Genomic DNA, 26,789 nt, shown 5'->3' on the forward strand with positions numbered 1-26,789 from the left:
TTCCTTCCTATGCAACAAAGCGGTTCTCCATTTTAGAAGCTTCTGTATCATCAACGGTTTTGAACAGTTCCAACCATTCTTCAAAAACAACATGAACAACAATTCGATTAATCTGACCAAACATATCTTTCATTAAACACTGACCTTGAACCATATTTGAGACCCATTTCATGTTAATTTCGTTCACTGGTAAATTGAGATATTTCAAAACACCTTCTCGATTTTGAACTTCATCAAAACAAATCACTGTACCAAAACCAGTACCATCTTCACTATCATCCAAATCATTTGTTGATTGTGTAATCAATACTAAGAAATTATTAAACGAACGTCCAATACGTTTCATTGATTTTAAAATCGCTTTACCTTCTGGCGAAGATTGAAAAATCCAAGATTCATCAAAGAACGTCACTGTTTCTTCTTTTGGATTTCTTGAACCAAACTTCGAACAAAATGTTCCTAAAGCAAACATCAATGTAACAGAAAGACGTTTATTTTCATCTAAATTTTCATTTTTATCAGTTGGTAAGTCTAAGTCCTCAATTTCTAAAATTGTTACTTTCTTATCGAATGATAGACCCTCAACATCACCATGAGAAAAAGCTAATTCTAAAACTGAACCTTTAACAGTCGACAAAATAAATCTACCCATATCTTTCACGTCAGAAATTTCACTTTCCACTAATCGCTCAATTACATGCCAAAACCCAACCTTTTTGCCTTCTTTCCGTTCCGAAACAACTTTCGCAATCGCTTCATTAATTTCTGTTTTTTGCTTTAAATTCCATGTTCCTTCGTATATATTGGTTAACATTGCTTTAGTTGTTGCAATCGCTTCTGTTTCATCAAATAAAACAATCGGGTCAAGCACGCCATGGTTTTTCGTATCACGAACATCTAAAGTGATGAAATTAAAGGACTTCACAAAATCAACATCTAAAGGATATTTCTTTTGATATTCAGGGTCATTAATTGTGTACATAAATTGCTTTCGCATTTCTTTTTTTGGATCAATGTATAACACTCTGTCTTTTAAAAGTGCCATTTGCATAAATAAGGTTTTAGCCGTCACTGATTTTCCATTCCCAGTATCACCTGTAAGCGCCCAATGTGGGTTGTTTGTTTTCTTTCCATCAACCCCTTCTTTATTTGCTAATAGCATGTTCATAAAAATTAGATTTTTTGAACTAGAAATAATAGATTTTCTATCTGCTTTTTCTTCCAAAGTTGTATCCACTCGTCCAAGGTAAAAGCCTAACTTCGTACCTGCATGAAGTGAAGTAAAGAAATTCAACTCGGCAAACGATTCAATCGTTGACGTGTGTTGCCAACGAGAAGTCTGCATTCGCAAAAAATTACCAAATAAGGTTGATTGAAATAAATAAGGATTATCAAACGTTGCTTTAATAAGTGGAATATCTAAACTATCAAAACGATTGATTAAATATTTTTTTCTTGCACGCATTTGTTTTTTCGTGCTACCACTAACAACAATCACTGCTTTCCAGTCAATAATATCCACACCATCATCAATTTTTTGGTCTAAATCGTCAAGTGATAATTGACCTTCAACAATCTTTCGTTTTTGTTTAGAACCAGCTAAGTGTGCTTCCTGCATGATATTCTTAGTGCGGGTTCTTGCACGTGACGAACGCCCAGACAGTGCTAATTGCCCTTTACTTTCTGCAAAAGTCGCTTGAATCTTCACTTCGACTGGGAAAGGCATTTTTTGAACGACCTCTAAAAAATGATTACCATCAAGAAAAACACCTACATCTCCCATTGGAAGATAGGATATATAGCTTTCGCCATAATCACAATTCAAATGCAATCCCCCGCCAAATAACGGTTTAATTTTTGTTGCCATTAAATTATCTAAATTTTGACTAGAAAGAACATCTTGTCGCTCATGAGGAATATTTTTTAAAAATTGATACGCTTGGTAATAATACAATTCATCTTCTGTTAATCGTTCAATTAACAATTCAGATAGATTTTGGTAAACTTCTAATTCTTGCTCTCGATAATCTTTTTCCCAATCTTCTGCTAGTTCTACATCAAAACCTAAGCCTTTGACAAACTTTTCCGATACGTTACTAATTGAGTTAGTAACGGTTTCTTTTAAATCAACAGCCAAGTCTTTTTTGATTAAAGGTACACCAATTACCCATGTATATTCGTAAACCATGCCCATTTCTTGTTCTAAAACCATTGCCGTTTTCATCAATTTATCTACGCCTACTTCATAATTACTAGAATCAATTAAAGAACGCATAGCACCCATTTTCCCTCGAATGTCGGCATTAACTGGCAAAAGGTTAATTTCAAATCCATCATTTGCTTTTAAACGATTTAACGCACGAGCAACTTTCCTTTTCGTTTTTAATTTCTTTTCAACATCAGTCAACATTACGGTTTCAGAGCGAACACGATAGTAAGCTATCGCTGTTTTTTCTTGTGTTAAAACAATATTTCCTTTCATATGATTCGTTAATGGATATTCTAGTTGCATATTCACACTCCTTTTTATTTTTTATCGTTTAAACGAAAACTCTTCTATTTCTTTTACTCGTTCAAAAGCTACAATTGGCCTACTATCTAACACATAATTTTTCACATAGACAAAACCATCTTTTAAAAAACCAAAGCCTGTTTTTCCTTCGAATTCCTTTTCGGAATACCAACGAGCAACTTTATTCGGAACCAATACCATGATTAACAAATTTAAGTTAATTCCTAAAATTTGTGGTAATGGTACTTCTTTCCAAAACAAACCAGTTAACACAATCCCTAAGAATAGAATTAGGAGATAGGATAGGCTAACAGGTTGTGCAAATACCCACACCACTTGACCCTTAGGTGACTTAATAACTTGCATTGAATAAGGGGCTTTTAAGCCCCTCGAATAATCGTAATATTTCATATACTCACCTACATCTTAATTCCAACTAAACTTAGGAACCATTTAACAACTGCAAAAATATTTTTTCCTTGATTCGTCGCAAAATCCTGTAAGATTAAGGCAATGACAATTACGGAACCAATTTTTGCCCATTCAGCACCTTTCCAGTGTTTTAGAATCAAAATAATTACACCAGCCGCCATAATTGTAATAAAACTTGTACTTAAAAAATTACTCAAATTTCCTGTATTCATTAGTCATTTCCTTCTTTCTCTGTAAAGTAATGTTTCATCGTATTAATAAAATAAGAATTCTCCGTTTTAGATAACCAAAGCGAAAAATCCTCTGTATGCGTTAATTTTGTTGTTTTATCTGAAAAAGTAACCGATACTTGAACCCCTGTTACGTCTTTCTGCTTTGTATCAAAAAATTTCATATCACCAGAATCTATTGAAACAAACGAGTCTTGACCAGCTGTCGTTGTTGGATTTTTCATTAACAACATTAATTCTTGTTTGTTCCCAACTGAATATTTTGTAAAAAACATCTTTAAAAATTTCTCTACAGATTGTTTTTCTTTCCCATCAACATCTACTGAATTTTCTGTCTGTTTTAGAGGTACTGTTTTCCCTTGTGGTAAACTACTTGCTACAAAATAAGGACGTCCTACAATTGAAAACAAATTGTCTTTTACTCGAATTGGTAAAACCATATTCTGTGTCACATTTTCAGTCTTTTTATCTTTCTCCCATTCATAACTCACATTTAGATAAACCAAATAACAATCTTCCATTTTCTCTATACGTGATAAAGACGTATTTTTAAACGTACGTAAGACATTCCCTTGTAGATTTTCTGTTTCATCAACATCTTTTACATCCAGTGATAAATATTTAGATAATCGATCAATACGAGCCTTTTTCGCTTCATCACTAGCTTTCGAGTTATAATTCAAATACTCTTTCGCAAAATTTTCGACATAAAAAGAGAGGGCTGAATAATCAAGCTCCTCTCTATCAACTTTATTCTTTTTTGATTGTTCACTTAATGTATCCACTTTTGAATACAAATTATCTACATTACTTGCCATCACATTGGCTCGAAGCGCACCAACTCCTGACATCACCAGTAAAACACTAGCGCCAATTAACACAACCCGATTCGCTTTCTTTTGAGAAAAAGTTTTAACCTTTGGTGTTTTTTCTTTCTTCTCTTTCTTTTTAATTTTCTTTAAATTCATATTCCCCTCCTACTCTTAATAAGCCCAAACAACTTTCAAACGTTTTTAAAAAAGTAGATTTAATCGCCTTTTCAACATAAACTCTCTCTCTAACATGCCCCTTATGTGTTTGAAAGCCTTCTTTATACAAATAAAAATAATACGAATTGTACATTTTATCCCCGTTAGGCTTTCTCAAATATTGACCTTCTGCCATCAAACTAGTTATACCGCCATGAAAAACGTATTGCGCAACAAATTCCTTCTTAAAAGGTACTTCATCAATAATAATCCCCATTTTAAGTAAAGAATTTTTATATTCTTCCATATAAACAATATCTGCTTCATCAATTGGCATTTCATCAACTATGAATCCATGCAAGCGAAGCATTTCAGGAACTGGTACATTTGAATACCTTTGGTAAAATTTACTATGCTCTCTAAAAATTGGCATAATATGTTGATTCATAAAATACAACTCCTTTCCATTTTTCTGTAATATTTATGGTATCTTTCCATAAATCCCCCCCTTAACTCTTCCAAGCCTTGGGTAACTGCTTGTTTAGAACGACTTATCATTAGTTCTTCATAACCCATAGGAAAATCATCATGTGCGATAAAATAATTAATAGCTATCTTCTTTTCTCGTCCTAAAATATAAGATAAATCATCTGCTCGATACTTTTCTAATGGCATTTGCTGTTTGACCATTTTTACGTGTAGACCACAAAATTTTTCTTCACTAATCACATCATATTCCACTCGAAATAACTTTAAACGGTCAAGAAAATTTCTTTGAACAATCCTCCCCAGTTCTTTTTCATCAGGCGGATACCCCTTCATTCGTCTATATGTTTCATAAAATAATACAGCGATTTTCTTTTCACATTCCAAGAGTTTTTCTTGTTTAGCTGTTATTTTTTCAGGATTATTGGATTTGAAAATTAATGACTTAAAATCAAACATGTACTGATTGACAAATTCTTCTTTTGACAATTCCCTTATTTTTTCAACCAACTTTTTCCCTCCTCTAAACTAATTCCGCAATCACAATAATTCTTCCTGTTGTTTTTGTGGCTTGGTCACAAGTTATTAAAGTTAATGTTGGCTTTCTTGTTAGATTCAACATAGTTGTATCAGTCATATCAACATGCTTTTGCTCTTTTACCTTATATATGAACGAATGTCCTTCACGATCATTAAGTTTGACCAAATCTCCTACAGAAACTTTATTTAACGAGGTAAAAAGTAATCCTTCATACCCAGCATTGTGAGAAGCTAAAGCATAATTTCCTTTTCCCATCGTTTGTTTTGATAAAACAGTACACGCTCCATAAAGCATATTGTCAAAACTATCACCCATTAAAATAGGTAATTTTAATTGAATAGAATCAATTTCAATAGACCCTAAAACAGAATCCGACACTTCATTAAAATTTTCTTGGGCATTTTGAATCGTTTTAACAGACGGACGTTCGCCTTCGGTTAAAGAAATCACTGTTGGAATAGGTGTTTCTTCTTGTGCTTCCGTACCAGTAATAACATCTACTTGATTACTTTGAACAGTTTCACTAGATTTTGTCTCTACATGTTTTTTTGGCTTCTCCGCTTCCTCTAAGCCACTTGATACCACTGTATTTATAGCTTCTTTCACTTCTTCTTTTTGTTGGTTTTCAAAAAGAAGGAATGAAAAAAGAGCAATGAAAATAACTCCAATTGCTCCAACAAAATATTTGTTTTTTTCAATCCATTTTTTCATTAATTAGCCCTCTTTGCTATCTTTTTGTCGTTTCACTGCTACGACCACACCAATTAATGAAATTGCAATCACTGTAGCTACACCTGCACTTGTTCCAAAATCCATATTAGTATTTGGCAATACTTTTGGTTTTTCTTGTGGAGTTGTAACATTCACTTTGTTAGAATCTGTCGGTTCATCATTAATCACCAATTGTGCCACGTTTGGAATCATAATATTCCCTTTATCATCGACATATTGAGAAAAATCTGCGTCTTTCAATTTCCCTTTAATGTACACAAACAATTGTTTTTCTTTTAATTTGTTTGGTTCATTGGCAGCCCAAGAAACTTTTTGTGTTTTTTCATCAACACTAATTTTTCCTTGATCCGTAATATCTCTCCCATCTGAAAGAGTGACTTTCACTTCTTTATTCGCTTCTAAAACATCTTCTAAATCATCTTGAATGACTAAAGAAGTCATATCTTTGGTGTTTGGTACTTGCACATCTAATTTGAATGTCACTTCATCGCCCACTTTGGCACTGGTCAAATCCACTTCTTTATCGCCTTCAAGGATTTTCTTCGCGATAGACGGGTCTTTTGGTGTGACAGTGGTTGTTGTTTCATCAGTTGGGACTTCTTTGTTGTTTTGGATAATTTTTGCTTTATTTGGAATTTGTAACTTGCCATCAATAAGGTACTTATCTAAGCTGGCACCTTCACGAATTTTTGTTTGGAAATTGAATTTGTATTCGTGATTATAGAAATCCGCTGTTTTTAATACGTCAGCCTTTGCAACCATACGTACTAAATTGCCTTCATGCTTCGCTTCAAATTTATTGGTAACGTCCTTTCCTACTTCGTCCGTGACTTTCACATCAGACACACGTTCCAATTCAGGAATCAGTTCGTCTTGCATTTCATAGTTGCTATAATAAAATTCTTTCATTTCATCAGGAACTTTATGTGTGATCGTATAGCTATATACTTCGCCTAATCCTTCTAACGTATTTTTATCAACATTTGTTTCATCACTATCTGTCACCGTTTTAGTAGGAATCATTGGCGCTGTCCGAACTGGTTTTTTGGCACTATAGCCAAAATAACTATACTGGTTATTATTTTTTTGCGGTAAAGGATACCCTAAATTCTTTTCACGTGTCGCGAAATCTTCACTGTACGTGAAATCAAATCGAGAACGATTAGAATACAAGAACGTAAAATCACCACGGTTGTCACCATCATCTAATGGAATATCGTCAGAATCATAAAAAGTTTTTCCACCGTCTTTTTCTTCTTTATATTTAACAATTGTATCTTTCGTTGGTACGTACAATTTATCGATTGCTTTGTACGAATCTTTGTCAATCGTCATTCCTTGTAAATTATCAATATCAATCCATGAATAGTAGCCTGAAACTGGCTTTTCTTTGTCTGTGCCATGTTCTAGATACGTCCATGTTTGTTTCACCCATGAGAAACCACCTTGGTAGGTTGCAATTGCGGATACATTGTTAAAAGCAACAATATTATTTGACACCATATTTTGTGCATTTTTATATTGTTCCCAATCTTGAATGGTAATTTTTAAATCAATTGGTGTCCCATCATCAGCTGTACCTACATTGTTGTAACGAATCCACGATTGTCCTTTCTTCGTTTTCGTTACATCAAGACCGATTTTCCCATCCCATTTTTGCGGAGGCATATTAACGTAAACATCATTCGTCCACCCATCACCACCTGTTTCAACCGTAGTGACACCTTTAATAAACTTTGCAATAAAACTATACTTTGAACCAGCTTCATCATCTGGTGTTACCACAGAAGCGTTCGGCGCATTAATGATTGAGTTAGAGCTTGCATTTGCACGTTGAAAAAAGTCGGCTCTAACTGTTTGTGGAACTTGTCCGCCTTCTTGCGCTTGAACCATCATTGGCATTGCCATACCTGCTAAAATAATTGTCGTTGCTAATCCTTGAATAATCGTTGTTTTCTTCAAAATATTTCCTCTTTTCATCATTATTTTTTGGTATAAAAAATAGCCATAGAGTTTTCTCTATCGCTTAATCACAAACTTCTTTAAGTTAAATAACACTATGGCGCACGTTCAACTTTCAGATTATCACTCTTCCTTTCTCTTAGCCCACAACATACTCATTAATATCTTGCGCACCATCATTTACATAAAAGGTATACTTCCTAGATAATTCTCTTCTATTTTCGTCAGAGAAAAATTTATCAAAACGTTCATCAACAAACTGTTCCTCTTCTACTATTAAAAAGGAGTGTTCAACATGTTCCACTTGAAAAACAATTTCGCCAGAAAAAAAATTTAAATTTATTACATCTGTCAAAATTCTTTCTTGTTTAACAACTACTCCTTTATCATTTCTAACAGAGATACCCATAATGGAAGTCAACTCTTCCTTAGATTTATATCTTATCTTATTAAATCTTCCATACTTATCTTTCAAAATTTCTGGCGTATCACTTAAATACTCTTTCTTAACCTCTACCATTTTTTTTGGTGCACATTCTTTATATTTCTTTTTAACACGCTCTGTTGGAGCGGGTAAGTTAAATAGAATCAAAAATACGATACCTAACAAAATCGTTAAGAACATTGAAGGCATTTTTATTGCTACTTCAACGAACCGCGAATCTCTTTTAAATAGTGACAAAAAAACACTTATACATTTTACAAGCACTACCATTGATAAAACTACACGTAGTATATTAAAAATACATATTTTTAATACATCTTTTTTAAAAGAATCAAAAGATTTTAAATCTCTATAGAAACCAATTTTTCTTAAAATACTATCCATTTTAACTCCTTTCTAAACCAGACCTTACTACTAACTTACACCATTTTAATTAATTTACCTTCCACAATTTCTCCTTCAAACCATTCTGCAAAGTCCTGTTTAAACCCATTGACACTATACAATTCTTGCAAACCAACTTCTTCTCCATCAGTTGGATCTAAATATGTTGGTTTATCTTTAGGCCTAGCATAAACACCAATCCAACGTTCAAAATCACCTTCAAAAGGACTATCAACAATATACCCTTTCTTTTCTAACAACACTCGAGCTTGTTGTTTTAATTCTTCACTATTTTTAGGCTCAAAATATTTATACTTCTCTTTAAAACTGACAAATTCTGAAAGCTCTTTATCATACAATTTTTTTAAACTGAAAAATTCTTCCCAAATTGCTTTCTCTTTAACCGTCATTTCTGCTTCATGAACCACATAAGTATATTCATATCTTGAAATTTCTTTTAAAAGCTCTTCATTTGATTCTGAAAGCTTTTCAAAAGTAATCTTTAAAAAAGGAATAGTCAATTCCCCTTGTTCATCTAATTGAACAATTTTTTCTTTTGTTTTTTGTAAATCATTTTTACCTTTTTTCATTTTTTCAGTAATAGCAATTGCTACTTTAGTATTGCGTTCAATAAATTCTCTACTCATAATTCATACATTCCTTTCAACTAAACTCATATCTATTTAAAATAACGAATCAAGTGTATCCATATCCCCCTTAATCTTTAAAATGGATATGCTTCCTCTAAATCAAATTCTTGTTGCATGTACGAACGAACACTATTATTTTGATTAGTAGTAAACAATAAATCTTTAGCATCAACACACACCATTTCAATTATTTCTTCATGTTTATCTTTTAATTCTGCTAAATCAATACGCTCCATCAATTCATTTGTTCCTAACAGATTATCAATTTCTTTAATCATCTTTAATGAAGGAGCTAAATAATTTGATAACCATCGAAGTGTTTTCTCAATAGACGGTTTTTCACCTTGAACAGACAATTTTAAACCTTCCAATTTATCAACAACATCATACCAAGCTTTGCAATAAACTTTCGTACCATCTTCAATGTCAAAAACTGTCAAAGATTGATTAATAATTTCTTTCACTAGCCAATCCAACGATTCACCACTTGATAGAAAATATTCCACAAATAAAAACGCCTTTTCATCAGAAAGGCGGATTTCATATCTATTTTTAATTTCATGCTTTTCTCTTGCTTCCTCAACACTTATACTTTCTTTTCGTGCTAATTCATAATCTTTTTGGTAAAAATTAAAATACAATGGCGATTGACGACTGCCAAAATAAAGAGACAAACCTTTATTTACCATTTTTTTATTTTCATAAGCAAAGCCCCCACTAAAATCAAAATTCTTAAAAGTGGTATCCACAAGCCCTAGTTCCATTTTTTCTTTCAAAACATATAAATCAAAATTTTCTTGTCCTTTCACAATCAATTCATCAAGAGCAATATCAATTCGTGTAATTTTTGTATCTACTAAAATACCTTGACCGAAAATATCATCATCATAGAGGGAGCGAAAAAACTCTGTCCACGATCTATTGTTATCCTCTTCAAAAATTTCTTCTAGTTGCCGACAACCTTCACCAGACAAGTCCAACATAATTCCCATATTGACGTTTTCAGGATTCCGAAAAATCCGAATTGCACTATAAGAAAACGTTTCGGTATAATGATAAAACCCTCTCGATTCATGAGTAAACCAGTTCATATCCATGTGCAACAACTTTTCAATAACTGTCCGAACATCTAATGTCTTAAATCGTATTCTCAAAAAGTCAATTTTTGCTTCTACCGAAGCATGACCACCATCAATATGCAATACTTCCACTATTTTTTTCTCCATCTCTTGTGTAATCGGTCGTTTTCCAGATTCTAAATTAGAATAAAAACCTTTAGTGATAGACAACAATTCACACATTTCTATTTGTTTCAATTTTAATTCTTTTCTATATCTCTTTAAATCAACGCCCCTCACTATTTAACCCTACTTCCAAAAAAGTTTCCAAATATCTACTAAAAAGTTTCCAAAAACAAAATCGTTCAATCCCTTGCGAGACATAGTGTTTAAGCAACTTTTTTATATGATATGTTAATTTCTACCCCCATGTTATAAAACGGGGGTAGAAACTTTCGAGGTGGGACAAGCCCACCTCACGACTAGAAGTATTTGGGATATACGTTGCTACTTTTGTTAACGATAGAATAGGGGCGGGCGCCTTGGGGCGCCGCCCCTATTCTATCTACAAAGCACGCAACAATCCCTAGCAACTTCTAGTCTACTCTCCTACCATTCCTTGCTTCATTTCTAAAACTTTCAAGCGTTTTTTTATCTCTGCATTATCTGATAGTACATCCTTTACTAAATCGATTAGTTCTTTCACTGTTGCTTGATTTTCTCGAAACTCTGCTTTTGTCATTGAAATAGTTTCATTCTTCTTTTTCTCTTCTTCTGACATAAAAACATCTGAAATAGCTATATCTAAAGGAACATTTTTACTTCTTAGATCAATTAATTTAAAAAAAGATTCAACATCATTAGAACTGAAAACTTTAAACGAATAGGTATAACCTTTAGAATTTTTCGTATATTTCCTTTCAAATTTTTTATCTGTTAATCTCTCTATTTTATTCGCCCAGCTTTTTAATGTTTTTAGTGCAATCTTATTTTCAAGTTGTAAAATCACTTCCTCAAACGAAAACATACTTCACACCTACTTACCAAACATTTCTTTCCAAGCAGAATTCATATACTCCTTAAATCTTGTTTCTAAATACTTATCAACTTCTTGTGATGTTGGGAATTTCTTTTCCTCAACTGGTCTATCTTCATCATAAACCGCTTCTGCTTCTAAAATAGAAGTCACTAAAGACTTATAATCAAGTAATCTATTATCATCTGAAACTCCTTCTTTTTCTGCTCTTCGCTCAACTTCTTTAATTATTTTTTGTTCCTTCTCTTTTACATAACTTAGCATTTGTCCTTGCGATTTAAATTTCACTTTCTTTTTCCTCCTTTTTATTCAAAGCAAAGATTACTTCTTTAACAATTTTAGCCCCTCTATTTTCCATAAATTTTTCAAACTCAACAGGGTTAGCTAATTTTTTTATTCGCTTTCCATTAGAAAACCTCACTAATTTTACATAGCTTTCTGATTGTTCATAGAGAATGTCACGAATACGTGTATCTAAATCAGGCTTTTTATATCGTTTCTTGACTTCAACATATACTCGTTCTCTAACGTGTTTGATTATTTCATTAGAATCCAATAAAAAGCTCCTTTCTTATTATCCAAATTTTTCACTTAACTTAGCTAACTTTGCTTGCCCTGCTTCTAACTCTTCATCAATTTCAGCAAGGGCTTCTTTATCCACATGTTTTGATATTTTTTGAGATACTTCTTCTTGAACTTCTTTTGAAATATCTTCATATCCTAGTTCTTTAGAAATCTTGATAAATTCCTGAATGAAGTCAAAATCTTGTGGTACTTGCGGGCTATAAAATTCTCTTGCTACTGAACCTCCTTTTGCAACATAACCACGACCATAGACTTTTTGACCGTCAACTTTTTCAACATATTTAAAGTTTTTATTTTTATTTTCATCACCAAAAATCATCAAAATACCTGTTTCTGAAAGACGGCCAACTGACATTCGAAACATAAAATTATCACGTAAAGCCGTTTTGATAAATTCACCATCTGGACGTTGCATTGCAACGATAAAGAAAATCCCTGCTTGACGAGCTTTTAAAATAAGTTGGGTTAAATATTCATCTACATCGCCATCAAGCGCATAGTCATTCGCTAATTCTGCTTTAAATGCTGCAAATTCATCAATCACAATAAACTTAGGCTTTAAACCATAGTACGCATAATTTTTACCCATTTTGTAATCAGGGCTATTATTCATCATTTCAAAACGTGCATTCATTAATTCAACTGCATTTTTCAAGCAATTAACAATATCTATTTTTCCTGTATGCACTTTTCCTGCAAACATTGGTAACTTACCTAGTGCCATCAAGTCAGAATTTTTTGGATCACAAATTTCCATTTCACCCACACGGCAAAGTGCATAAATTAGAGATAAAATGGTAAAAGTTTTACCTCCGCCAGTTCCACCACCTAATAATAAATGTGGGTCTTTATCAAAGTACCAATACAACCCTTTCATTAATTGAACCTTTCCTTTATCAGCTTGCATATCCTTTATCCAAATACGCTTATTGTAAACATCAGAAGCTAGTTCATAGGTAATAAAGCCTTTTTCATCAATTTTATTTAAATTGTCCGCATGAAACGCTGTTTCCAAAAAACCACCAATGGTTTCAAATTTTTCCTGAAATTTATTACCTGCTGTTTCAAATGAAACGAAAATACTATTTTTTGCAGACTTATAATAAATTTTTGGGAACTTTATTTTTTCTTTTGTTTTACCATCACTACCTTTAACTTGCTTCTTCGTATAATAGCCATTGTCGATAATCATACGAGCTAACACTTGACGTTGTTCTACTTTAGAAAAATAGCCCGAATTGATAATTGAAGCCTTAACAAGCAATGTAATTAACACGATTGAGCCTATCGAGACACCTATAATGATTAACGCTGGTACAATATATATTTTCCAATCAGCTGGATTTGAAAGATATAAAGGATACATCCATTTATAGCCCACAAAATAGCCTAAACAAGCAAAAATTGGCATAAAAAATAACACTCTATAGAGTGCCAACAAATTTCTTGAAGAATAACGAATTCTTCTACCTCTATATCTAAATAATTTTTTTACCATTTACCTACCTTCTTTTTTTAACCGTGCTAATTCTTGTCTACAAAATTCTTTATACACTGGAATATATTCTGTAGCCATTCGAAAAATCTGACGTTCATTCATTGTGCTATACGAATGTGCAAACATATTCCTCATATTCCTAAGTCTTTTCCAATCAACTTTACCACTATTTTTCTCTTTAAATTCTTCTGAAAAGCCACTGTTCCCAACAGTATATTCACCAATTTGCATTAAACACATACTGATTGCATTAAAAAACACTCTATCATGATAGAAGGTTTCATAATCCCTTCCAAAACGATTGAGTGTCTGTTCTATATCTTCAATGTAGATCAGCGTTCCTCTTAACAAACGTAAATCCTTTGCTGTACTATCTCTCAAATACCTTTACACCTTCCTTTAAAATGGTAGCTAACAATTCTCTTCTTTCAGGTTTATCTTGTGTATCAACAAGAGTTTCTAGCTCCACTAAATCAATATCATGCGCTACAGCTTCTTTTAATTCTTCAAAGAAATCTCCATACAAATTCCAATAGGCTTCTTCCGATTGTCCTGTAATATCTACAGCAAAATCAATATCACTGGTTTCTTTCGCTTCATTACGTGCATAAGAACCAAAGACATAAACGACTGGTACATTGTGTTTTTCTGCTACAGGTTTCACACGCTCTTTAATTTCATTCATTGTCATCACCATTTTTCTCACCTCTTCTAACGTCTATTCTAAAGCCATTATAAAGCATTCAAATTTTACAATCAATTCACTTTACTTGTGTATTCCTCAAAGAAAACACCCTTATCAAAATCTTCATGCAGTTTATTATTATATGCTTTAACTAATTGTTCTAAAAAATTATCTAACAAGTTTAAAACAGCTTCATCACATTCAAAAAATAAATCATCTAACAATAAAAACTGGATAAGATACTCACTAGTTTCGTTATAAAGTTTTAAATACAATGTACTATAATAACTAAAACTTTGCCACATACGATAGACTCTAATTTTTCTCTCTAAAAACCTCCTATATTTTTCTTGTTTTACACCCATTCTTTCCGCCAAGTCTAACACTACTTCTCCGCCACCCCCTTTCAATAATAAATTTCCTTCAAATTACCACTTTCTTTATGAAGAAAAATCACACTACTCTTCAACCGTCTTTCTACTAACCAATTTGTTGGATTCAATCGGCAACTTTTCAACAACTCTTTTTCTTTCCTAACTAGGCGTTTCCCTTGTTTCATTTAACCTCTCCTTTTCTTTATTATTAATGTCTATTAACAAATCTTGTTAACACAAATTAATAGTAAAAAGGGCACTCGTTAGAATGCCCTTTTTAGCTGTTAAACGGTGCTACCGATTCCTCTGAATATGATATTTACTTTCGTTTCAATTCCCACATCCAATTAATTTTTTCAGAAATTTCTGGTTCAGTGGTAAAATATTAACAAAAGGAGGTGTCCTATAATAATGCTAAAAACAATTGAAAAAGCATGTGAAATAGACATGCAATCCGTAACAATTATTCTTGCCAACAACCAAAGACTCAAAATTGAAAAATTCCAATCAATTATTGATGATAAAATTTTAGAATTTATCAGCTCCAATATTCAATACTACATTCCTGAAAAAAGTATTCTCTATTTTACAACGTCTTAAGAGACACCATTGTTCGTTGCATTTCATGATCTAATTTAATCGAAAGATAATTTAGCGTTACTTTTGCTTGTTCAAAGGTAACGTTGTTTTGTGCCAAAACTTTATATAACTCATCACCTATTTTTTTTAATTCTTCCCTTTTACTCATTAAATCTACCTCAATCTAATATTTATTTTTGCTCATTTGCTTGATTCTTATTTTCTTTTTGTAGTGTAGGTTGCGCTGGTTTAACAGCTCCTACTTTTTTAATACCCACTGCACGGACTTTAAACGCTTGTTCTGTTTGTACATTGTCATTAAAACCTTTGTAAGCATTAAGCCATCCACGAGCTGTTACATTTCCAGTCAACTCGATTTCATCATCATAATTGATATCACTAACGTCATAGCCTGGATCAATCGCAATTTCTACTTGGTCATTTAATTTGCTAGAATAAACCGTTACTCGTTGTTCACGAACATCGTCAGTCACATTTCCTTCACCATCACGTTCATTAATTGCAACTACTTCTAAGAAATTCATCGTACCAAATGTTCCTACTACATCAAAATTTTCAATCGTGTTATTTTCAAATGATAATCCCATTATTTATTACCTCCAACTACTTCTAAACGTTTTGCATAAACTACCATGTCAATTGAGCGACTATTTCCAATGTTATTCCGTTTTACATTGATTCGTGCTACTGGATCAATTAATTTTACTTCTTCACGGCCATTCAACATTTGTGAATTTCGTAAATGAGGAACAAAAATCTCAAAATCACGTTGCTTTTCGCTTGAAGCGGTGAACACACGACCACGAACAGGTGCTCCATTTACATAAATATCACGTTCTGTTTTATAAACAGCTTTAATTTTACTTCCTAAATTTTTATCACTTAATGCAATTTCTTGAATTCTATTTGCCAAAATAATTTCCTTCTTTCACTAATTTTTATACAAAAATAAACAGTCAACCATTGACTGCCTTTCTCTCTTTATGCAATTCTTCTTATTAACTAAAAAACACAACTTGACATGGTTTATGATAACCTGTCATTTTATATGTTCGTTGTAAAATCTGATTTTTTAATAATCGACTTTCAATTGTTAAGCGTTCCATGTTTGTTAACTTAACCGCACTCTTACCTAACTTCTTACGTTCTAAGTTATAGCTCTTTTCTATATCCGAAATAGAAAAAGTTTTTTTCTGTCGTTTCATACGTTCAACAAACTTCTCAACAAAAAGTAATAGCTCTTCTTTCATTTTTATCCTCCTTATTCACTTAATAACAAATTCTGTTCTTTCATTTAAAATAAAAAAGTACAACTAAAATAATACAGTTGTGCTTACTAAAGTTAATATTGAATATTCTTTTAGAAAAAATCTTTTCCACGCTTAAAAATAACAACTTTAATTGTATTTCAATTTTAGATTCTTACGTTCATCACAATACATAGAATCATCTTCAATGGCTAGTGACTCTTACATTACATCACATCACGGCACATTAGATAGTACTGTAATATACGGTGTACAGCTCTCCTCCTTTTATTGAGCTTGCATAGATTTTTTTATTCAATCTAGTTCAGCAACTATTTCCAACGTGTCTCACGACATGGTTATTGAAAATAATCTGACAGCTCTGCATTAATCTGTCATCAATATGGCTCTAGTTAAAGATACTACTGCCACCTTGCGTCCCATTCAACGGCTGGTACGCACCACCTCAACAAGACTTACAACATTTAATGAAAACTTCACCCTTGTTTTATCTCGACAACTACCGTACAATAAAAGTGTCTAAGTTTTATTTCACGGCGTTTACGAAATGGAGATTCATTTTCTTCTCGTGAACGCTTTTTTGTTTATTCAACTGAAAAGTTAAACATTTTGTTTAACTTGTGTTAAGAATATACCTTTTAAAATAAATTGTCAACACTTTTTGTTTAACTTTCTCAATTTTGTACACAAAAAGTTTATAATGTACTTATAGAGGAGGTAAAACCAGTGCAACCATTAGCAAAAAGACTACAGCTTTTAAGAGAAGAAAAAGAATGGACAAAAACATATGTTGCAAAACAACTAGGTTTAAATAACTTAGGAACCTATGCAAACTGGGAATATGGAACACGTGAACCGGATTCGGAAATGCTATCAAAAATAGCTTCCCTATATGATGTATCTACCGATTTTTTACTAGGTAGAACAGAGGAAAGAATACATCTAAACGACAAGGAAAAAATTGGAAAAAATATCATTTCTCATTTTCGTTTAAATACTTCTGATATGAACATAGAAGATATAGAAGAATTAGAAGAAGAATTAATCGATTTTCAAGATTTTCTTATAAAAAAAGCAAAAGAAAAAAAGAAACGTAACAAAAAAGATTGATTGGACTGTTGTTGGTGGATTTTATTAGTAAAAAACTCTATTTTGAAGCATTTAATTTTTCAAACGAATTAATAAAAGAAGTATCTTACTATTCTTCCAAAAATATTGAACAAGTTAAATGCTTTGATATTGAAAAATATGTAAAAGAAGTTGAAGATGTTGAATTTGTTGAATACACGTTTCAAAAACAACTTAAAAGACGGATGCTTGGTTCAATCTCTAAAGTAGACGATGAAGTCATTATAACAACAAACAAAGAATTAATGTTAGAACGAAAAAATTTCACTAAAATGCATGAGGTTATGCATTACTACATAGATATACCTAAAATTAATAATGCAACTCATACTTTTTCTGATATTCTTTTGAAAAATGGTTACTTGATGGAAGATTTTCCAAAAGAATATCGTGCTAATGTCGGTGCTAGTATGTTAATGGCAAATGATCAAGCATTGTTTTACGCATTAAAAAAATTTTATTCATTCGAAGAAATTGCACAATACTTTTTTATGAGCAAATCTGCATTAAGAAATAGACTCATCGAGCATCTTATGTATGTAAATAATTGTACTTTTGCACACGCTAATACACTTTTTAACAATTATTACTTTCATAAAGAAACTGATATCTACAGATTTATTTTCAATTAGTTTTTATTTTTAATGAATCATAAAAGGAGTGTTATATAATGGATAAAAACGTGGAAAAAAAATGCCCTGTAGAGGCTTTATCTAATATACTTGGAAAAAAGTGGGTTCCCCAAATAATAGAATCCCTAAACGGAGGATCTATGCGCTTTGGAGAAGTTTGCCGATTGCTTCCGAATAGTTCTCCAAAAATGATCAAACAACAACTAAAACTTTTGGAAGACAATGAGATTGTTAAGAATGAAAAAGAAGTTTTCAATAATACTACTTCGTCTACTTATTATTTGTCTGAAAAGGGAAAAGATTTAGCAACTATTGTTTTACAAATGAAACTATGGGGTCAAAGAGAATTAGATTGTACAAATCTAAAAAATTGAAGTTCATTTCTATGGTTATGAAATGAACTTCAATTTTTTATTTTAGTAAATCATTTAAAGATTCCGACATAGTAGGATGGGTATACACTCTATCACGTAATACTTTATAGTCCATATTAAAATCCATTGCCAACGAAATAAGATTTATTAATTCATGAGATTCTGCACCATATAAAGAAGCTCCCAAAATCTTTTCAGTTTCTGCATCTATTATTACTTTAAAAATTCCTACTGTCTGATCAATAATATGGGCTTTAGGTATAGCTTTTACAGGTAAACTAAAAACTTTATAGTTTACTTTGCTTTTTTCTAGCTCTTTTTCTTTTATTCCAACACTTGAAAAAGGTGGTGTTATAAATACACTGTACGGTATATTACCTCTATTCATAGTATTTCTCTTTTTGTCACCATAAAGATAATCCACTATTATTCTATAATCATCTAAAGAAATATAGGTAAATTGTAGGCCCCCTTTTACATCGCCTATTGCCCAAATATTTTCCACAGATGTTTTTAAAAATTCATCTACAACAATAGCCCCATGACTATCCGTTTTTATATTTGTGTTTTCTAATCCTAAGGCATCTGTATTAGGTTTTCTACCTGTAGCTACAAGCAATTTAGACACTTCTACTTTCTTTATTTTACCAGCTTGAGTATATATTACTTCAGTATAATTATCCTTATCTATGATATGGTTTATAGATACGCCTAACTGAATATCAATTCCCTTATCTAAAAAATCTTTATATATTAATGTTGAGATATCTTCATCTTCTCTAGGTAAAAATTCAGAGCTAGCATCTAAAATACTAACTTTGCTTCCATAAGAATTAAACATTGATGCAAATTCTAACCCAATATAACCAGCACCTATAATAACTATTTTTTCTGGTGCTATTACTTGTTCCATAGCAGTTGTAGAATCTAAAACATTTTTACTTTTATTTAACCCATCTATAGGTAATTTGATAGCTTTTGAGCCCGTATTAATAAAAATACGTTCACCTTCAACTTGGATTTTCGTATTATCTGTCTTAGTGATTTGTATGATTTTATCTGATAAAAATTTAGCTTTTCCATTTAAAATAGTTATATTCTCTTCTTCAAAAAGGTTATTGTAATTTTTTTCTCTCAACTTACTTGTCAAACTATTTTTATTGAATGCGCCGTTGACATATCTACATGTTTTTCTCCATTAATTATTAAAGATTTTGATGGTATACATCCTACATTAATACATGTCCCTCCATACATTAGTTCAGATTCTTCAATCATCAATACCTCTTCACCACGCATAGCAATTTCTTTTGCTAGTGTTTTCCCTCCCTTTCCAAAACCAATAATTATATTTTTATATTTGTTCATAACAATCACTTCCTTTCTAAAATAATTTTATAAGGTTTTATTATAGCTAGCAATTAGTTACTTTAAAGTAACCATACAGACCTATCTTTTTTAACTCCTTTAATCCACATTAATTTCAGTGTCTAGCATTCTATTCATAAACCATTCCACTTGCTGTGGTGCGTCATGATCAAAGAAAGCAGATTCTTTCATGTCTAAATTCGCTATCTTTTCAATGTCTTCTTTTGAAAGCTCAAAATCAAAAATATCAATGTTTTCAGCCATTCGTTCGGGATGGACTGATTTTGCTAAAGCAACAATCCCTCTTTGAATTAACCAACGTAATACAACTTGTCCTACTGTCTTTCCGTATTGTTTACCGATTTCTGTTAATACAGGATTAGTAAATAGTTCGTGACGACCTTCTGCAAATGGTGCCCAAGCTTCAACTTGTACGCCATATTTTTCATGCCATTCCTGATCTTCAATTCGTTGATTCCAAGGATTCACTTCGATTTGATTGATTTGAGGTTTCACCTCATTCAACCCAATAAATTCAATCATTTTAGCTGATTTGAAATTTGAAATTCCTATTGCACGCAATTTCCCTGCTTTTTGAGCGGCAACCATTGACCGCCATGCACCATAAATATCTCCATATGGTTGATGAATAAGATAAAGATCAAGATAATCCAATCCCATTACTTTAAGAGAATGTTCAATCGTTTCCTTAGCTTTGTCCTCTGATGCTTGAAGAATAAACAATTTAGAGGTAATAAAAAGTTCATCTCTAGTGACCAGATCTTCATTGATGGCACGTTTGATTCCCTCACCTGTTTCTTTTTCATTTCCGTAAATAGAAGCTGTATCGATCAGACGGTATCCTGCTTTAATGGCTTGATAGACTGCTTCAGCTGTTTCTTCTAATGGAATTTGATACACACCGAATCCCAATTGAGGCATTTCTACATCATTATTCAAAGTAATTGTTTGCATATTGTTTTCCTCCTCTAATTTCTTTACATGTTCTATCCTAAACCTTAGAGTTAAATACATAAAAAGAAAAAAGTTTTATTTTTTTCGTTCCCATAGTTTTTCGACTTTATCAGGATCCAATTCACCAGCTTTAAATTTTGCAATATGATCCTCGTATGTTTCTATCTTGTACACAAGTAATTCTCTTGTTTGTTGCATTTCCCCTAGCTTTTTATCTAATTCTACTAACTGTTCTTTTAAAATATGCTTTTGCGCATCTTCTACATTTTGTTTATCTCTAAGTTGTGCTAAAGTTGAAAATTCAATCAAAGATTCTATAGATAATCCTGCATTACGAAGATTTTTTACTAAATAAACCCAATTTAAATCTTTAGTTTTATAGTCTCTATATCCGCTACTGTTTCTTGATACAGGAGGTATTATTCCCACTCGTTCATAATATCTTAACGTATCTACTGTTAAATTAAACATTTCTGCTGCCTGTTTTATATTCATTATTGTCTTTACCTCCTTACTCTAAATGTGAAAAATCATGATTAATAATCTCTTCTAAGTAAAACTGATCATTCTCAAAACAAAATTTCATAATACTACAGTTACCAATAGGAGCTTGCGGTGTAATATCACTTAAATGCGCCCACTCTCTTATAAATTGTCTACAAGCTGCTCCATGTGAGACTACTAAAATAGTTTTACCTTGTTCTTTCTGCATAATATTTACTAAGCATTTTGTTACTCTTTTTCTAAACTCTATTTCTTCTTCACCACCATATTGTACAAAAAAATCTCTATAAGGTAATGGTGGATTTAAATATTCATGCTCCGCTTCTAATCTGCCAAAATTCCATTCTTTTAATCCTTTATGCCTCTCATAGTTTATTTCTGTAATTAATTCTAATGTATCTGAAGCTCGTTCAAGAGTAGAAGTGTGTGCACCATCAAATACAATACCGTTTTTTTCAAAAAATTCTTTAGCTATCTTAGCTTGTTCAATTCCTTGTTTTGTTAAAGGAGAATCGCACCATCCTTGAATTTTTTTTTGTTGATTGAACAATGTTTGACCATGTCTCATTAAATAAAGTGTCTTTTTCATCTATCTAACTCCCTACTATCTATTTTTCATCATTATAAACCTTGAAGTTAACTTCAAGGCAACTGATTATGTTTTAAAATATATATCTATAATTTTTCACACAATATTGGCTAAAATAGAAAGTCTATTAATAAAATTTTATTAGATATTTTCGTTGAAATTATCTATAAATTTAATTTATACTATAGATAAATTAAAAATTCTATTCGGAGAACAAAATTATGAAAAAAAATCCACAATTACCTATTTGTGATGTAGAAACAACAGTTAAACTAGTTAATAGTAAATGGAAGGTCTTGATTATCCGGGATTTAATGACTGGTTCCAAAAGAAATAGTGAGTTAAAAAGATCATTGAGTGGAATTTCACAAAAAGTTTTAACAGCTAGTTTAAAGTCAATGATTAAAGATGGCCTTGTTGAACGTATTGATTTTAAAAAAAATCCACCCCATGTCGAATATAAATTAACTAAACTAGGAAATACATTATTACCTGTAATTGAATCTATGAGAGAGTGGGGAGAATTCTACAAAACACAAGTTAACATATAGTTACATTTTTGTACCTACTTCTCATTCTAAAAAAAATAAGCTATCCTTATATTATAGAAAATTAGGGAGCGTGAAAACATGGATATAGAAATGTTTGATTTTGAGCAAGTAAATGTAAATGCCAAACTTACTACTTTAAAAAAAGATATTGTTTTAAGAGTTGTAAAATCAAATAAAATAATGGAGTTTGATGAAAACACCTACGCCAAAGTAACTAATTTTTCTTTTCATAATGGTATAATTGAAGTAAAAATGTTAAGTAGGTTATTGTCGAATGCTCCAAACTTTGCTCGAGGTTTTATCGGTATTGCATTCAGGATAAATGATGGTGATTCTAAATTTGAATCTTTTTATATACGCCCTACCAATGGTCATAGCGAAGATCCTATAAGAAAGAATAGAGCAGTACAATATTTTTCATACCCTAACTATACCTTTGAATATTTTAGAAATCTTAATATAGCGGATTATGAAGGTCCAGCTGATATTCAGCTTAACGAATGGATTACTTTAAAAGCCATAATTCAAGAATCTAGAGGTGAATTTTATCTAAACAATAATGAAACTCCTTCTTTGGTTGTAGAGAACATGAAACTCGGGGAGGCTGCTTCTGGTAGTATAGGATTGTTCGTTGATATCGGTACAGAAGCGTTTTTTAAAGATTTAAAAATTATAAAATTCGATTAAATAATAACAATTGCATGCAATAAAAAAGTCTGAAAAGCATTAACAATAATGTTCTCAGACTTTTTTTATAAGCAGTTCAAAATATTCATTACATTGATTATTAACACTTAAATTACTTTAATGTTCTTACATTTTATGCTCTCTTTCAGGATTTTTTACTAAGTTAGCCCCTAATAATCCAAATAGGGAAGTAATAATTAAGCCAACGACCATTGCAATAAATCCCCAAATAGATGCTTTAGCTGTCGTGTTTGACGCATCCTCTGCCGCTTTTCTTGCTTCATCGATTGATTCTTTCAAATCATCTTTAGCTTTATCTAAATTAGTACGCGCAGTGTCAATTTGTTTTTGCGCTTCATCACTAGCTGTTTTTAATTCATTGTAAATATTATCTGTTGCTTGTTGTGCTTCTTCTTGAGATAAGTCGCTATTTTTCGCTACAGCATTCGCAATCGCGTTTTTATCTACGGAATCGCCAATTTTTTTCGCTTGGTCTTGTAAAGAATCCGCTGTAGAATCAAAAACCTTATCTGCATTTTCAGGATTTTTTATAATTTCTTTACCAGCATCTTTGATTTTATCAGTCGCTTCACTCATTTGATCTTTTAAATAATCTGGTTGAAGTTCTGGAACATCCGTATCTTTTAAATATTTATTTACATTGTTTTGTAGTTCTCGTGTATTGACCGTGCCAATTTCATCAGTTACTTTATCAAAACCTTTTGAAATCGCATCGCCAGCAGTAGAAGCAACTGCCCCAACACTATCCCCTACACCAGAAGCAACATTTCCTAAAAGGGAACCGATTGCTGAAAATGTACTAACTGCTGTATAACTCACTAAAAGCATTACTACAATCATACTTGTTGCCCATGTTAAGAAACCGTGCAATAAACCAATTCTTTTAGCCGCTACACCAGATACAAATCCTGCAGCCATCAGAGATAACACAATAGTAATAATCGTCCAAATAATGAGTCCAGTCCCAACTCCATCTAAAGGGTTACTTGATGTCGGTTTTAAAGTACCGAACCCAATCGCTGATCCAATAAGTCCAAGAGTCATAAAAATAGATAGAAATGTAATTACTCCAGCAAAAACTGATCCCCAATAAATGTTTGTCCCCGCTTCATCGTCTGTAAAATAAGTTCTGAATCTTGTATTGCTTTTTTTCATTTTATATATCCTCCTAATTTTTATTTACAATAAAATTTTATAGGATGTTATTTATTTATACAAATATTTTGATTTCCTATAATTGTAAACTATTATTTAAAAACATTTATTCAATTTGTTTTATGTGATAAATAACCTGTTATAATTTAATAATCTAATTACGCAAAAAAATTATCCAGTATAACTACTAGTTAATACTAGTTTGCATAAAGTTTTTTAGATTTTAATAATTCATTAATAGTAACTATTTATCATTCATGCTTAGATCCATATAATTTGTCATATCCAATCACAATTGTTTCATTTTTTTCTTTATGACCTTTGATGCTGTCCAATTCTATAATTGCTGAATTGGTCAATAAATCTTTTATCTTACCACTTCTTATTTCTTTTCTATACATAAAAGACACATGTTGATTTTCAGAAAATTGTTTACTACTTTCAGAAGGCACACTTGGTTTCCATCCATTAAATCCCATATAATTTCCTCTTTTCTGTAATTTCAAATTCTTTCATACAATAAATATTAAAAAATAACGGATCAAAAATTGATCCGTTATTACTCGTAATTAAGCTTTTGCGATATTAGTGGCTTGTGGCCCACGCGGACCTTCTTCAGTATCAAACGTTACGGTTTGTCCTTCATCTAAAGTTTTAAATCCATCTGTTTGGATAGCTGAAAAATGGGCAAATACATCATTGCCATCTTCACCTGTAATAAATCCAAAACCTTTGTCTGCGTTAAACCATTTTACTGTACCATTGTTCATGAATATTTCCTCCTAGTGCACTAAATCATGCAAATTATTGCAAAAAATGTTGAGTGGTAAAAGGAGAAGTATAGTTTTTAGATGTATAACTCAAATTACTTATCAAAATTGATTACTTGTTCACTATAACACATTAATAAGGAATAAACAAAACTAAGTCTTCTTGAAATAATTTAGATAGTACTTAATTCGAATTTATTAAGATTCAATTACATTTAGAAATAAAAGTAACTAATATGAAAATTAATGTTAGAATTTACTTGTATCAGAAAGTAGGTGTTCATATGAATACTAATTTTTTTCCAATAAAAGTTTACTCTTTAAACTACAATCTATATTCTTCACGTTCAAAAGCTTTTTTAACAAAAAAAATAAACAATAATCAAACAGTTGATCCTTTCTATGCCGTTTTAAATTTAAGGGAGATAAAAAATATTGAATTACGTTTATCCATATTAGATATTGATATTGATAAATATAAGAGCCTTGATCACGCAATTAATCGTTGCAAGGAACTCATGTATATGTATAAGTAGTAAAAAAAATTTTATTCACTAATCGAATAGATTTTGCTCTAAAAACACTATTATTTGCCAATAGTGCTTTTATTTTAGACTTCACTTATATTAATGGAATTAACTTTATTCAAATTATAAACAACTAAAATAAAAAGAAGACCAAAAATCGTAAAAAGATTTTCAGTCTTCTTTTTTATGATTTTTAACCCTTATGTCCTAATCTCTTTTATTCACTTAGTCGTAAAGCGTCCTAAGTAATCCACGTTGAAATCAAAGTTAATTCCAGGAACAAAATCAAAAGAGCCTTGACTACTCCATTGCCAAGCAGCTGTATCTGTGTGTAGTAAGTTATTAGCACTTGGGTTCGCCGGCCATTCTGCTACCCAACTATTTTCTTTACCTAAAACGTCATATTCCATCCAATTATTATTGAACCAACTAGCGCTAGAATAATGGACAACATTTTTGAAGCCACGTTTTGCTAATTGATCTCTAAAGTAGACAGAAACTTTTGTGGCATCTGCGTTAATCATTGGCGTGGTTTCTGCATCATTAACCATGACGCTATTTGGGGATAGCCCTAATTCTTCTGCGTAATCCGCATAGTAATTGGCTTGATCAATTGCTTCTTGTTGATTTTCAAACCAAGAAAAATGATACGTTGAAACAGTTAGACCTGCTTTTTTAGCATTGGTAATTTGACAAGGGGCTAACGGGTTTTTGTAGGTTGTTCCTTCAGTTAATTTGACTACTACGCCTTTAATTCCCATGTTTTTCATCTTTTGAAATTGTTCTACAGAAATCTCTCCATTGTGAGAGGAAATATCGATAAAATCCACTCTCGGAGGTGTTTCACTGAGACTACGTTTACTTCTTAGCAAGGGTTGATTGACAGGGTCATTTTGAGCAAAACTTCCTAATTCATAGTTACTCGTCACGATATTTTTTGCTTCTGCTGGAACACTCGTTATAAGACCTCCAAAAGTTAGTCCTATTCCTAAAATAAATAACTTAGCTGAACTTTTCATTTAACCATTCCCTTCCTTTTTGTTGCATGTTACATAATTTATA

At 31.7% G+C, this 26,789-nt stretch carries 36 protein-coding genes and 1 pseudogene; 6 read left to right on the forward strand and 31 right to left on the reverse strand.

What is annotated here, in order from left to right; genetic code table 11:
- Positions 1 to 7: 7 nt before the first annotated feature.
- The 19 genes from IGK27_RS11265 to IGK27_RS11355 all read right to left on the reverse strand — a co-directional run bounded on the left by IGK27_RS11265 (position 8) and on the right by IGK27_RS11355 (position 14,763).
- The gene (locus tag IGK27_RS11265; protein WP_430596415.1) at positions 8 to 2,512 is read right to left on the reverse strand and encodes an ATP-binding protein; all 2,505 of its coding nucleotides are present in this window, start codon (positions 2,510 to 2,512) and stop codon (positions 8 to 10) included.
- A 21-nt stretch (positions 2,513 to 2,533) separates the two neighbouring features.
- Complete coding sequence (locus IGK27_RS11270; RefSeq protein WP_002394253.1) at positions 2,534 to 2,923, reverse strand: conjugal transfer protein; 390 nt, start codon at positions 2,921 to 2,923, stop codon at positions 2,534 to 2,536.
- Between the two features lie 8 nt (positions 2,924 to 2,931).
- Positions 2,932 to 3,156 (reverse strand): hypothetical protein, encoded by a 225-nt coding sequence (locus tag IGK27_RS11275; RefSeq protein WP_002365201.1) that lies wholly within the window; start codon positions 3,154 to 3,156, stop codon positions 2,932 to 2,934.
- Positions 3,156 to 4,142 carry a conjugal transfer protein gene (locus tag IGK27_RS11280; protein WP_002402328.1) on the reverse strand — a complete coding sequence of 329 codons (987 nt, stop codon included), beginning with the start codon at positions 4,140 to 4,142 and terminating at the stop codon, positions 3,156 to 3,158. Before IGK27_RS11280 ends, IGK27_RS11275 begins: the two co-directional genes overlap by 1 nt.
- Complete coding sequence (locus IGK27_RS11285) at positions 4,123 to 4,590, reverse strand: hypothetical protein (protein ID WP_002365204.1); 468 nt, start codon at positions 4,588 to 4,590, stop codon at positions 4,123 to 4,125. Before IGK27_RS11285 ends, IGK27_RS11280 begins: the two co-directional genes overlap by 20 nt.
- Entirely contained in the window at positions 4,587 to 5,138 is a 552-nt protein-coding gene (locus IGK27_RS11290) for a hypothetical protein (RefSeq protein ID WP_002402327.1), read from the reverse strand. Before IGK27_RS11290 ends, IGK27_RS11285 begins: the two co-directional genes overlap by 4 nt.
- 13 nt (positions 5,139 to 5,151) lie before the next feature.
- Positions 5,152 to 5,880, reverse strand: coding sequence for a class A sortase (locus IGK27_RS11295; protein WP_010815610.1), 729 nt, complete (start codon positions 5,878 to 5,880; stop codon positions 5,152 to 5,154).
- Positions 5,881 to 5,883: 3 nt separating this feature from the next.
- Complete coding sequence (locus IGK27_RS11300; protein ID WP_025188076.1) at positions 5,884 to 7,881, reverse strand: isopeptide-forming domain-containing fimbrial protein; 1,998 nt, start codon at positions 7,879 to 7,881, stop codon at positions 5,884 to 5,886.
- Between the two features lie 121 nt (positions 7,882 to 8,002).
- Positions 8,003 to 8,692: a hypothetical protein gene (locus IGK27_RS11305; RefSeq protein WP_002402323.1), complete on the reverse strand. Its 690-nt coding sequence runs from the start codon at positions 8,690 to 8,692 to the stop codon at positions 8,003 to 8,005.
- Positions 8,693 to 8,727: 35 nt separating this feature from the next.
- Positions 8,728 to 9,339, reverse strand: a complete 612-nt coding sequence (locus tag IGK27_RS11310; RefSeq protein WP_002402322.1) for a hypothetical protein — start codon at positions 9,337 to 9,339, stop codon at positions 8,728 to 8,730.
- A 77-nt stretch (positions 9,340 to 9,416) separates the two neighbouring features.
- Positions 9,417 to 10,700 carry an XRE family transcriptional regulator gene (locus tag IGK27_RS11315; protein WP_002402321.1) on the reverse strand — a complete coding sequence of 428 codons (1,284 nt, stop codon included), beginning with the start codon at positions 10,698 to 10,700 and terminating at the stop codon, positions 9,417 to 9,419.
- Between the two features lie 301 nt (positions 10,701 to 11,001).
- Positions 11,002 to 11,427 (reverse strand): hypothetical protein, encoded by a 426-nt coding sequence (locus IGK27_RS11320; RefSeq protein WP_002402320.1) that lies wholly within the window; start codon positions 11,425 to 11,427, stop codon positions 11,002 to 11,004.
- 9 nt (positions 11,428 to 11,436) lie between these two features.
- Positions 11,437 to 11,724, reverse strand: coding sequence for a hypothetical protein (locus IGK27_RS11325; protein ID WP_002402319.1), 288 nt, complete (start codon positions 11,722 to 11,724; stop codon positions 11,437 to 11,439).
- Positions 11,714 to 11,992: a hypothetical protein gene (locus tag IGK27_RS11330; RefSeq protein WP_002402318.1), complete on the reverse strand. Its 279-nt coding sequence runs from the start codon at positions 11,990 to 11,992 to the stop codon at positions 11,714 to 11,716. Before IGK27_RS11330 ends, IGK27_RS11325 begins: the two co-directional genes overlap by 11 nt.
- An 18-nt stretch (positions 11,993 to 12,010) precedes the next feature.
- Positions 12,011 to 13,519 carry a cell division protein FtsK gene (locus IGK27_RS11335; RefSeq protein WP_010785429.1) on the reverse strand — a complete coding sequence of 503 codons (1,509 nt, stop codon included), beginning with the start codon at positions 13,517 to 13,519 and terminating at the stop codon, positions 12,011 to 12,013.
- Positions 13,520 to 13,900, reverse strand: coding sequence for a HepT-like ribonuclease domain-containing protein (locus IGK27_RS11340; RefSeq protein ID WP_002402315.1), 381 nt, complete (start codon positions 13,898 to 13,900; stop codon positions 13,520 to 13,522).
- Positions 13,890 to 14,216 (reverse strand): nucleotidyltransferase family protein, encoded by a 327-nt coding sequence (locus tag IGK27_RS11345; protein WP_002394268.1) that lies wholly within the window; start codon positions 14,214 to 14,216, stop codon positions 13,890 to 13,892. The genes IGK27_RS11340 and IGK27_RS11345 overlap by 11 nt, the downstream gene beginning before the upstream one ends.
- Positions 14,217 to 14,275: 59 nt before the next feature.
- Positions 14,276 to 14,569 (reverse strand): hypothetical protein, encoded by a 294-nt coding sequence (locus IGK27_RS11350; protein WP_029655860.1) that lies wholly within the window; start codon positions 14,567 to 14,569, stop codon positions 14,276 to 14,278.
- 41 nt (positions 14,570 to 14,610) lie between these two features.
- Positions 14,611 to 14,763 (reverse strand): DUF6906 family protein, encoded by a 153-nt coding sequence (locus tag IGK27_RS11355; RefSeq protein WP_002371433.1) that lies wholly within the window; start codon positions 14,761 to 14,763, stop codon positions 14,611 to 14,613.
- Positions 14,764 to 14,989: 226 nt separating this feature from the next.
- Between IGK27_RS11355 and IGK27_RS11360 the strand changes: the two genes are divergently transcribed.
- The gene (locus IGK27_RS11360) at positions 14,990 to 15,178 is read left to right on the forward strand and encodes a hypothetical protein (RefSeq protein ID WP_002371434.1); all 189 of its coding nucleotides are present in this window, start codon (positions 14,990 to 14,992) and stop codon (positions 15,176 to 15,178) included.
- Here IGK27_RS11360 and IGK27_RS11365 read toward each other — a convergent pair.
- The 4 genes from IGK27_RS11365 to IGK27_RS11380 form a co-directional block, all read right to left on the reverse strand.
- On the reverse strand, positions 15,165 to 15,326 hold the full coding sequence (locus IGK27_RS11365) for a hypothetical protein (RefSeq protein WP_002380875.1): 162 nt from the start codon (positions 15,324 to 15,326) through the stop codon (positions 15,165 to 15,167). The two genes, IGK27_RS11360 and IGK27_RS11365, sit on opposite strands and share 14 nt — an antisense overlap.
- Before the next feature lie 22 nt (positions 15,327 to 15,348).
- Positions 15,349 to 15,765: a DUF961 family protein gene (locus IGK27_RS11370; RefSeq protein WP_002380876.1), complete on the reverse strand. Its 417-nt coding sequence runs from the start codon at positions 15,763 to 15,765 to the stop codon at positions 15,349 to 15,351.
- Positions 15,765 to 16,091, reverse strand: a complete 327-nt coding sequence (locus IGK27_RS11375) for a hypothetical protein (protein WP_002365226.1) — start codon at positions 16,089 to 16,091, stop codon at positions 15,765 to 15,767. The genes IGK27_RS11370 and IGK27_RS11375 overlap by 1 nt, the downstream gene beginning before the upstream one ends.
- An 85-nt stretch (positions 16,092 to 16,176) precedes the next feature.
- A complete protein-coding gene (locus IGK27_RS11380) occupies positions 16,177 to 16,428 on the reverse strand; it encodes a hypothetical protein (RefSeq protein WP_002365227.1) in 252 nt (83 codons plus the stop codon).
- Between the two features lie 744 nt (positions 16,429 to 17,172).
- Between IGK27_RS11380 and IGK27_RS11385 the strand changes: the two genes are divergently transcribed.
- Genes IGK27_RS11385 through IGK27_RS11395 form a run of 3 tightly spaced genes read left to right on the forward strand, consistent with a single transcriptional unit; the run spans position 17,173 to position 18,580 of the window.
- Entirely contained in the window at positions 17,173 to 17,556 is a 384-nt protein-coding gene (locus IGK27_RS11385; protein WP_002380877.1) for a helix-turn-helix domain-containing protein, read from the forward strand.
- Positions 17,553 to 18,206, forward strand: coding sequence for an ImmA/IrrE family metallo-endopeptidase (locus tag IGK27_RS11390; protein ID WP_002380879.1), 654 nt, complete (start codon positions 17,553 to 17,555; stop codon positions 18,204 to 18,206). The genes IGK27_RS11385 and IGK27_RS11390 overlap by 4 nt, the downstream gene beginning before the upstream one ends.
- A gap of 38 nt (positions 18,207 to 18,244) precedes the next feature.
- Positions 18,245 to 18,580: a winged helix-turn-helix transcriptional regulator gene (locus tag IGK27_RS11395; protein ID WP_002365231.1), complete on the forward strand. Its 336-nt coding sequence runs from the start codon at positions 18,245 to 18,247 to the stop codon at positions 18,578 to 18,580.
- Positions 18,581 to 18,617: 37 nt separating this feature from the next.
- Here IGK27_RS11395 and IGK27_RS11400 read toward each other — a convergent pair.
- The 4 genes and pseudogenes from IGK27_RS11400 to IGK27_RS11415 form a co-directional block, all read right to left on the reverse strand.
- Positions 18,618 to 19,948 (reverse strand): annotated as a pseudogene (locus IGK27_RS11400) (FAD-dependent oxidoreductase).
- A gap of 99 nt (positions 19,949 to 20,047) precedes the next feature.
- Positions 20,048 to 20,923, reverse strand: a complete 876-nt coding sequence (locus IGK27_RS11405; RefSeq protein WP_002380881.1) for an aldo/keto reductase — start codon at positions 20,921 to 20,923, stop codon at positions 20,048 to 20,050.
- 75 nt (positions 20,924 to 20,998) lie between these two features.
- Positions 20,999 to 21,418 (reverse strand): MerR family transcriptional regulator, encoded by a 420-nt coding sequence (locus tag IGK27_RS11410; RefSeq protein WP_002380882.1) that lies wholly within the window; start codon positions 21,416 to 21,418, stop codon positions 20,999 to 21,001.
- Positions 21,419 to 21,434: 16 nt separating this feature from the next.
- Positions 21,435 to 22,016 carry a histidine phosphatase family protein gene (locus IGK27_RS11415; RefSeq protein WP_002380883.1) on the reverse strand — a complete coding sequence of 194 codons (582 nt, stop codon included), beginning with the start codon at positions 22,014 to 22,016 and terminating at the stop codon, positions 21,435 to 21,437.
- Positions 22,017 to 22,237: 221 nt separating this feature from the next.
- On the opposite strand from IGK27_RS11415, the gene IGK27_RS11420 reads away from it, so the two are divergent.
- Both IGK27_RS11420 and IGK27_RS11425 read left to right on the forward strand, forming a co-directional pair.
- On the forward strand, positions 22,238 to 22,567 hold the full coding sequence (locus IGK27_RS11420; protein ID WP_002365236.1) for a winged helix-turn-helix transcriptional regulator: 330 nt from the start codon (positions 22,238 to 22,240) through the stop codon (positions 22,565 to 22,567).
- A gap of 78 nt (positions 22,568 to 22,645) precedes the next feature.
- Positions 22,646 to 23,254, forward strand: a complete 609-nt coding sequence (locus tag IGK27_RS11425; RefSeq protein ID WP_002380884.1) for a hypothetical protein — start codon at positions 22,646 to 22,648, stop codon at positions 23,252 to 23,254.
- Positions 23,255 to 23,380: 126 nt separating this feature from the next.
- Here IGK27_RS11425 and IGK27_RS11430 read toward each other — a convergent pair whose 3' ends face one another.
- The 4 genes from IGK27_RS11430 to IGK27_RS11445 form a co-directional block, all read right to left on the reverse strand.
- Positions 23,381 to 24,430: a hypothetical protein gene (locus IGK27_RS11430; RefSeq protein WP_010815608.1), complete on the reverse strand. Its 1,050-nt coding sequence runs from the start codon at positions 24,428 to 24,430 to the stop codon at positions 23,381 to 23,383.
- A gap of 251 nt (positions 24,431 to 24,681) precedes the next feature.
- Positions 24,682 to 24,909 carry a hypothetical protein gene (locus tag IGK27_RS11435; protein ID WP_002380886.1) on the reverse strand — a complete coding sequence of 76 codons (228 nt, stop codon included), beginning with the start codon at positions 24,907 to 24,909 and terminating at the stop codon, positions 24,682 to 24,684.
- Between the two features lie 90 nt (positions 24,910 to 24,999).
- Complete coding sequence (locus tag IGK27_RS11440; RefSeq protein WP_002371724.1) at positions 25,000 to 25,200, reverse strand: cold-shock protein; 201 nt, start codon at positions 25,198 to 25,200, stop codon at positions 25,000 to 25,002.
- A gap of 748 nt (positions 25,201 to 25,948) precedes the next feature.
- Positions 25,949 to 26,746 (reverse strand): GH25 family lysozyme, encoded by a 798-nt coding sequence (locus tag IGK27_RS11445; RefSeq protein ID WP_010711495.1) that lies wholly within the window; start codon positions 26,744 to 26,746, stop codon positions 25,949 to 25,951.
- Positions 26,747 to 26,789 lie beyond the last annotated feature (43 nt).

The sequence above is a fragment of the Enterococcus sp. DIV0236 genome, from assembly GCF_050558525.1.
Lineage (GTDB): Bacteria > Bacillota > Bacilli > Lactobacillales > Enterococcaceae > Enterococcus > Enterococcus faecalis.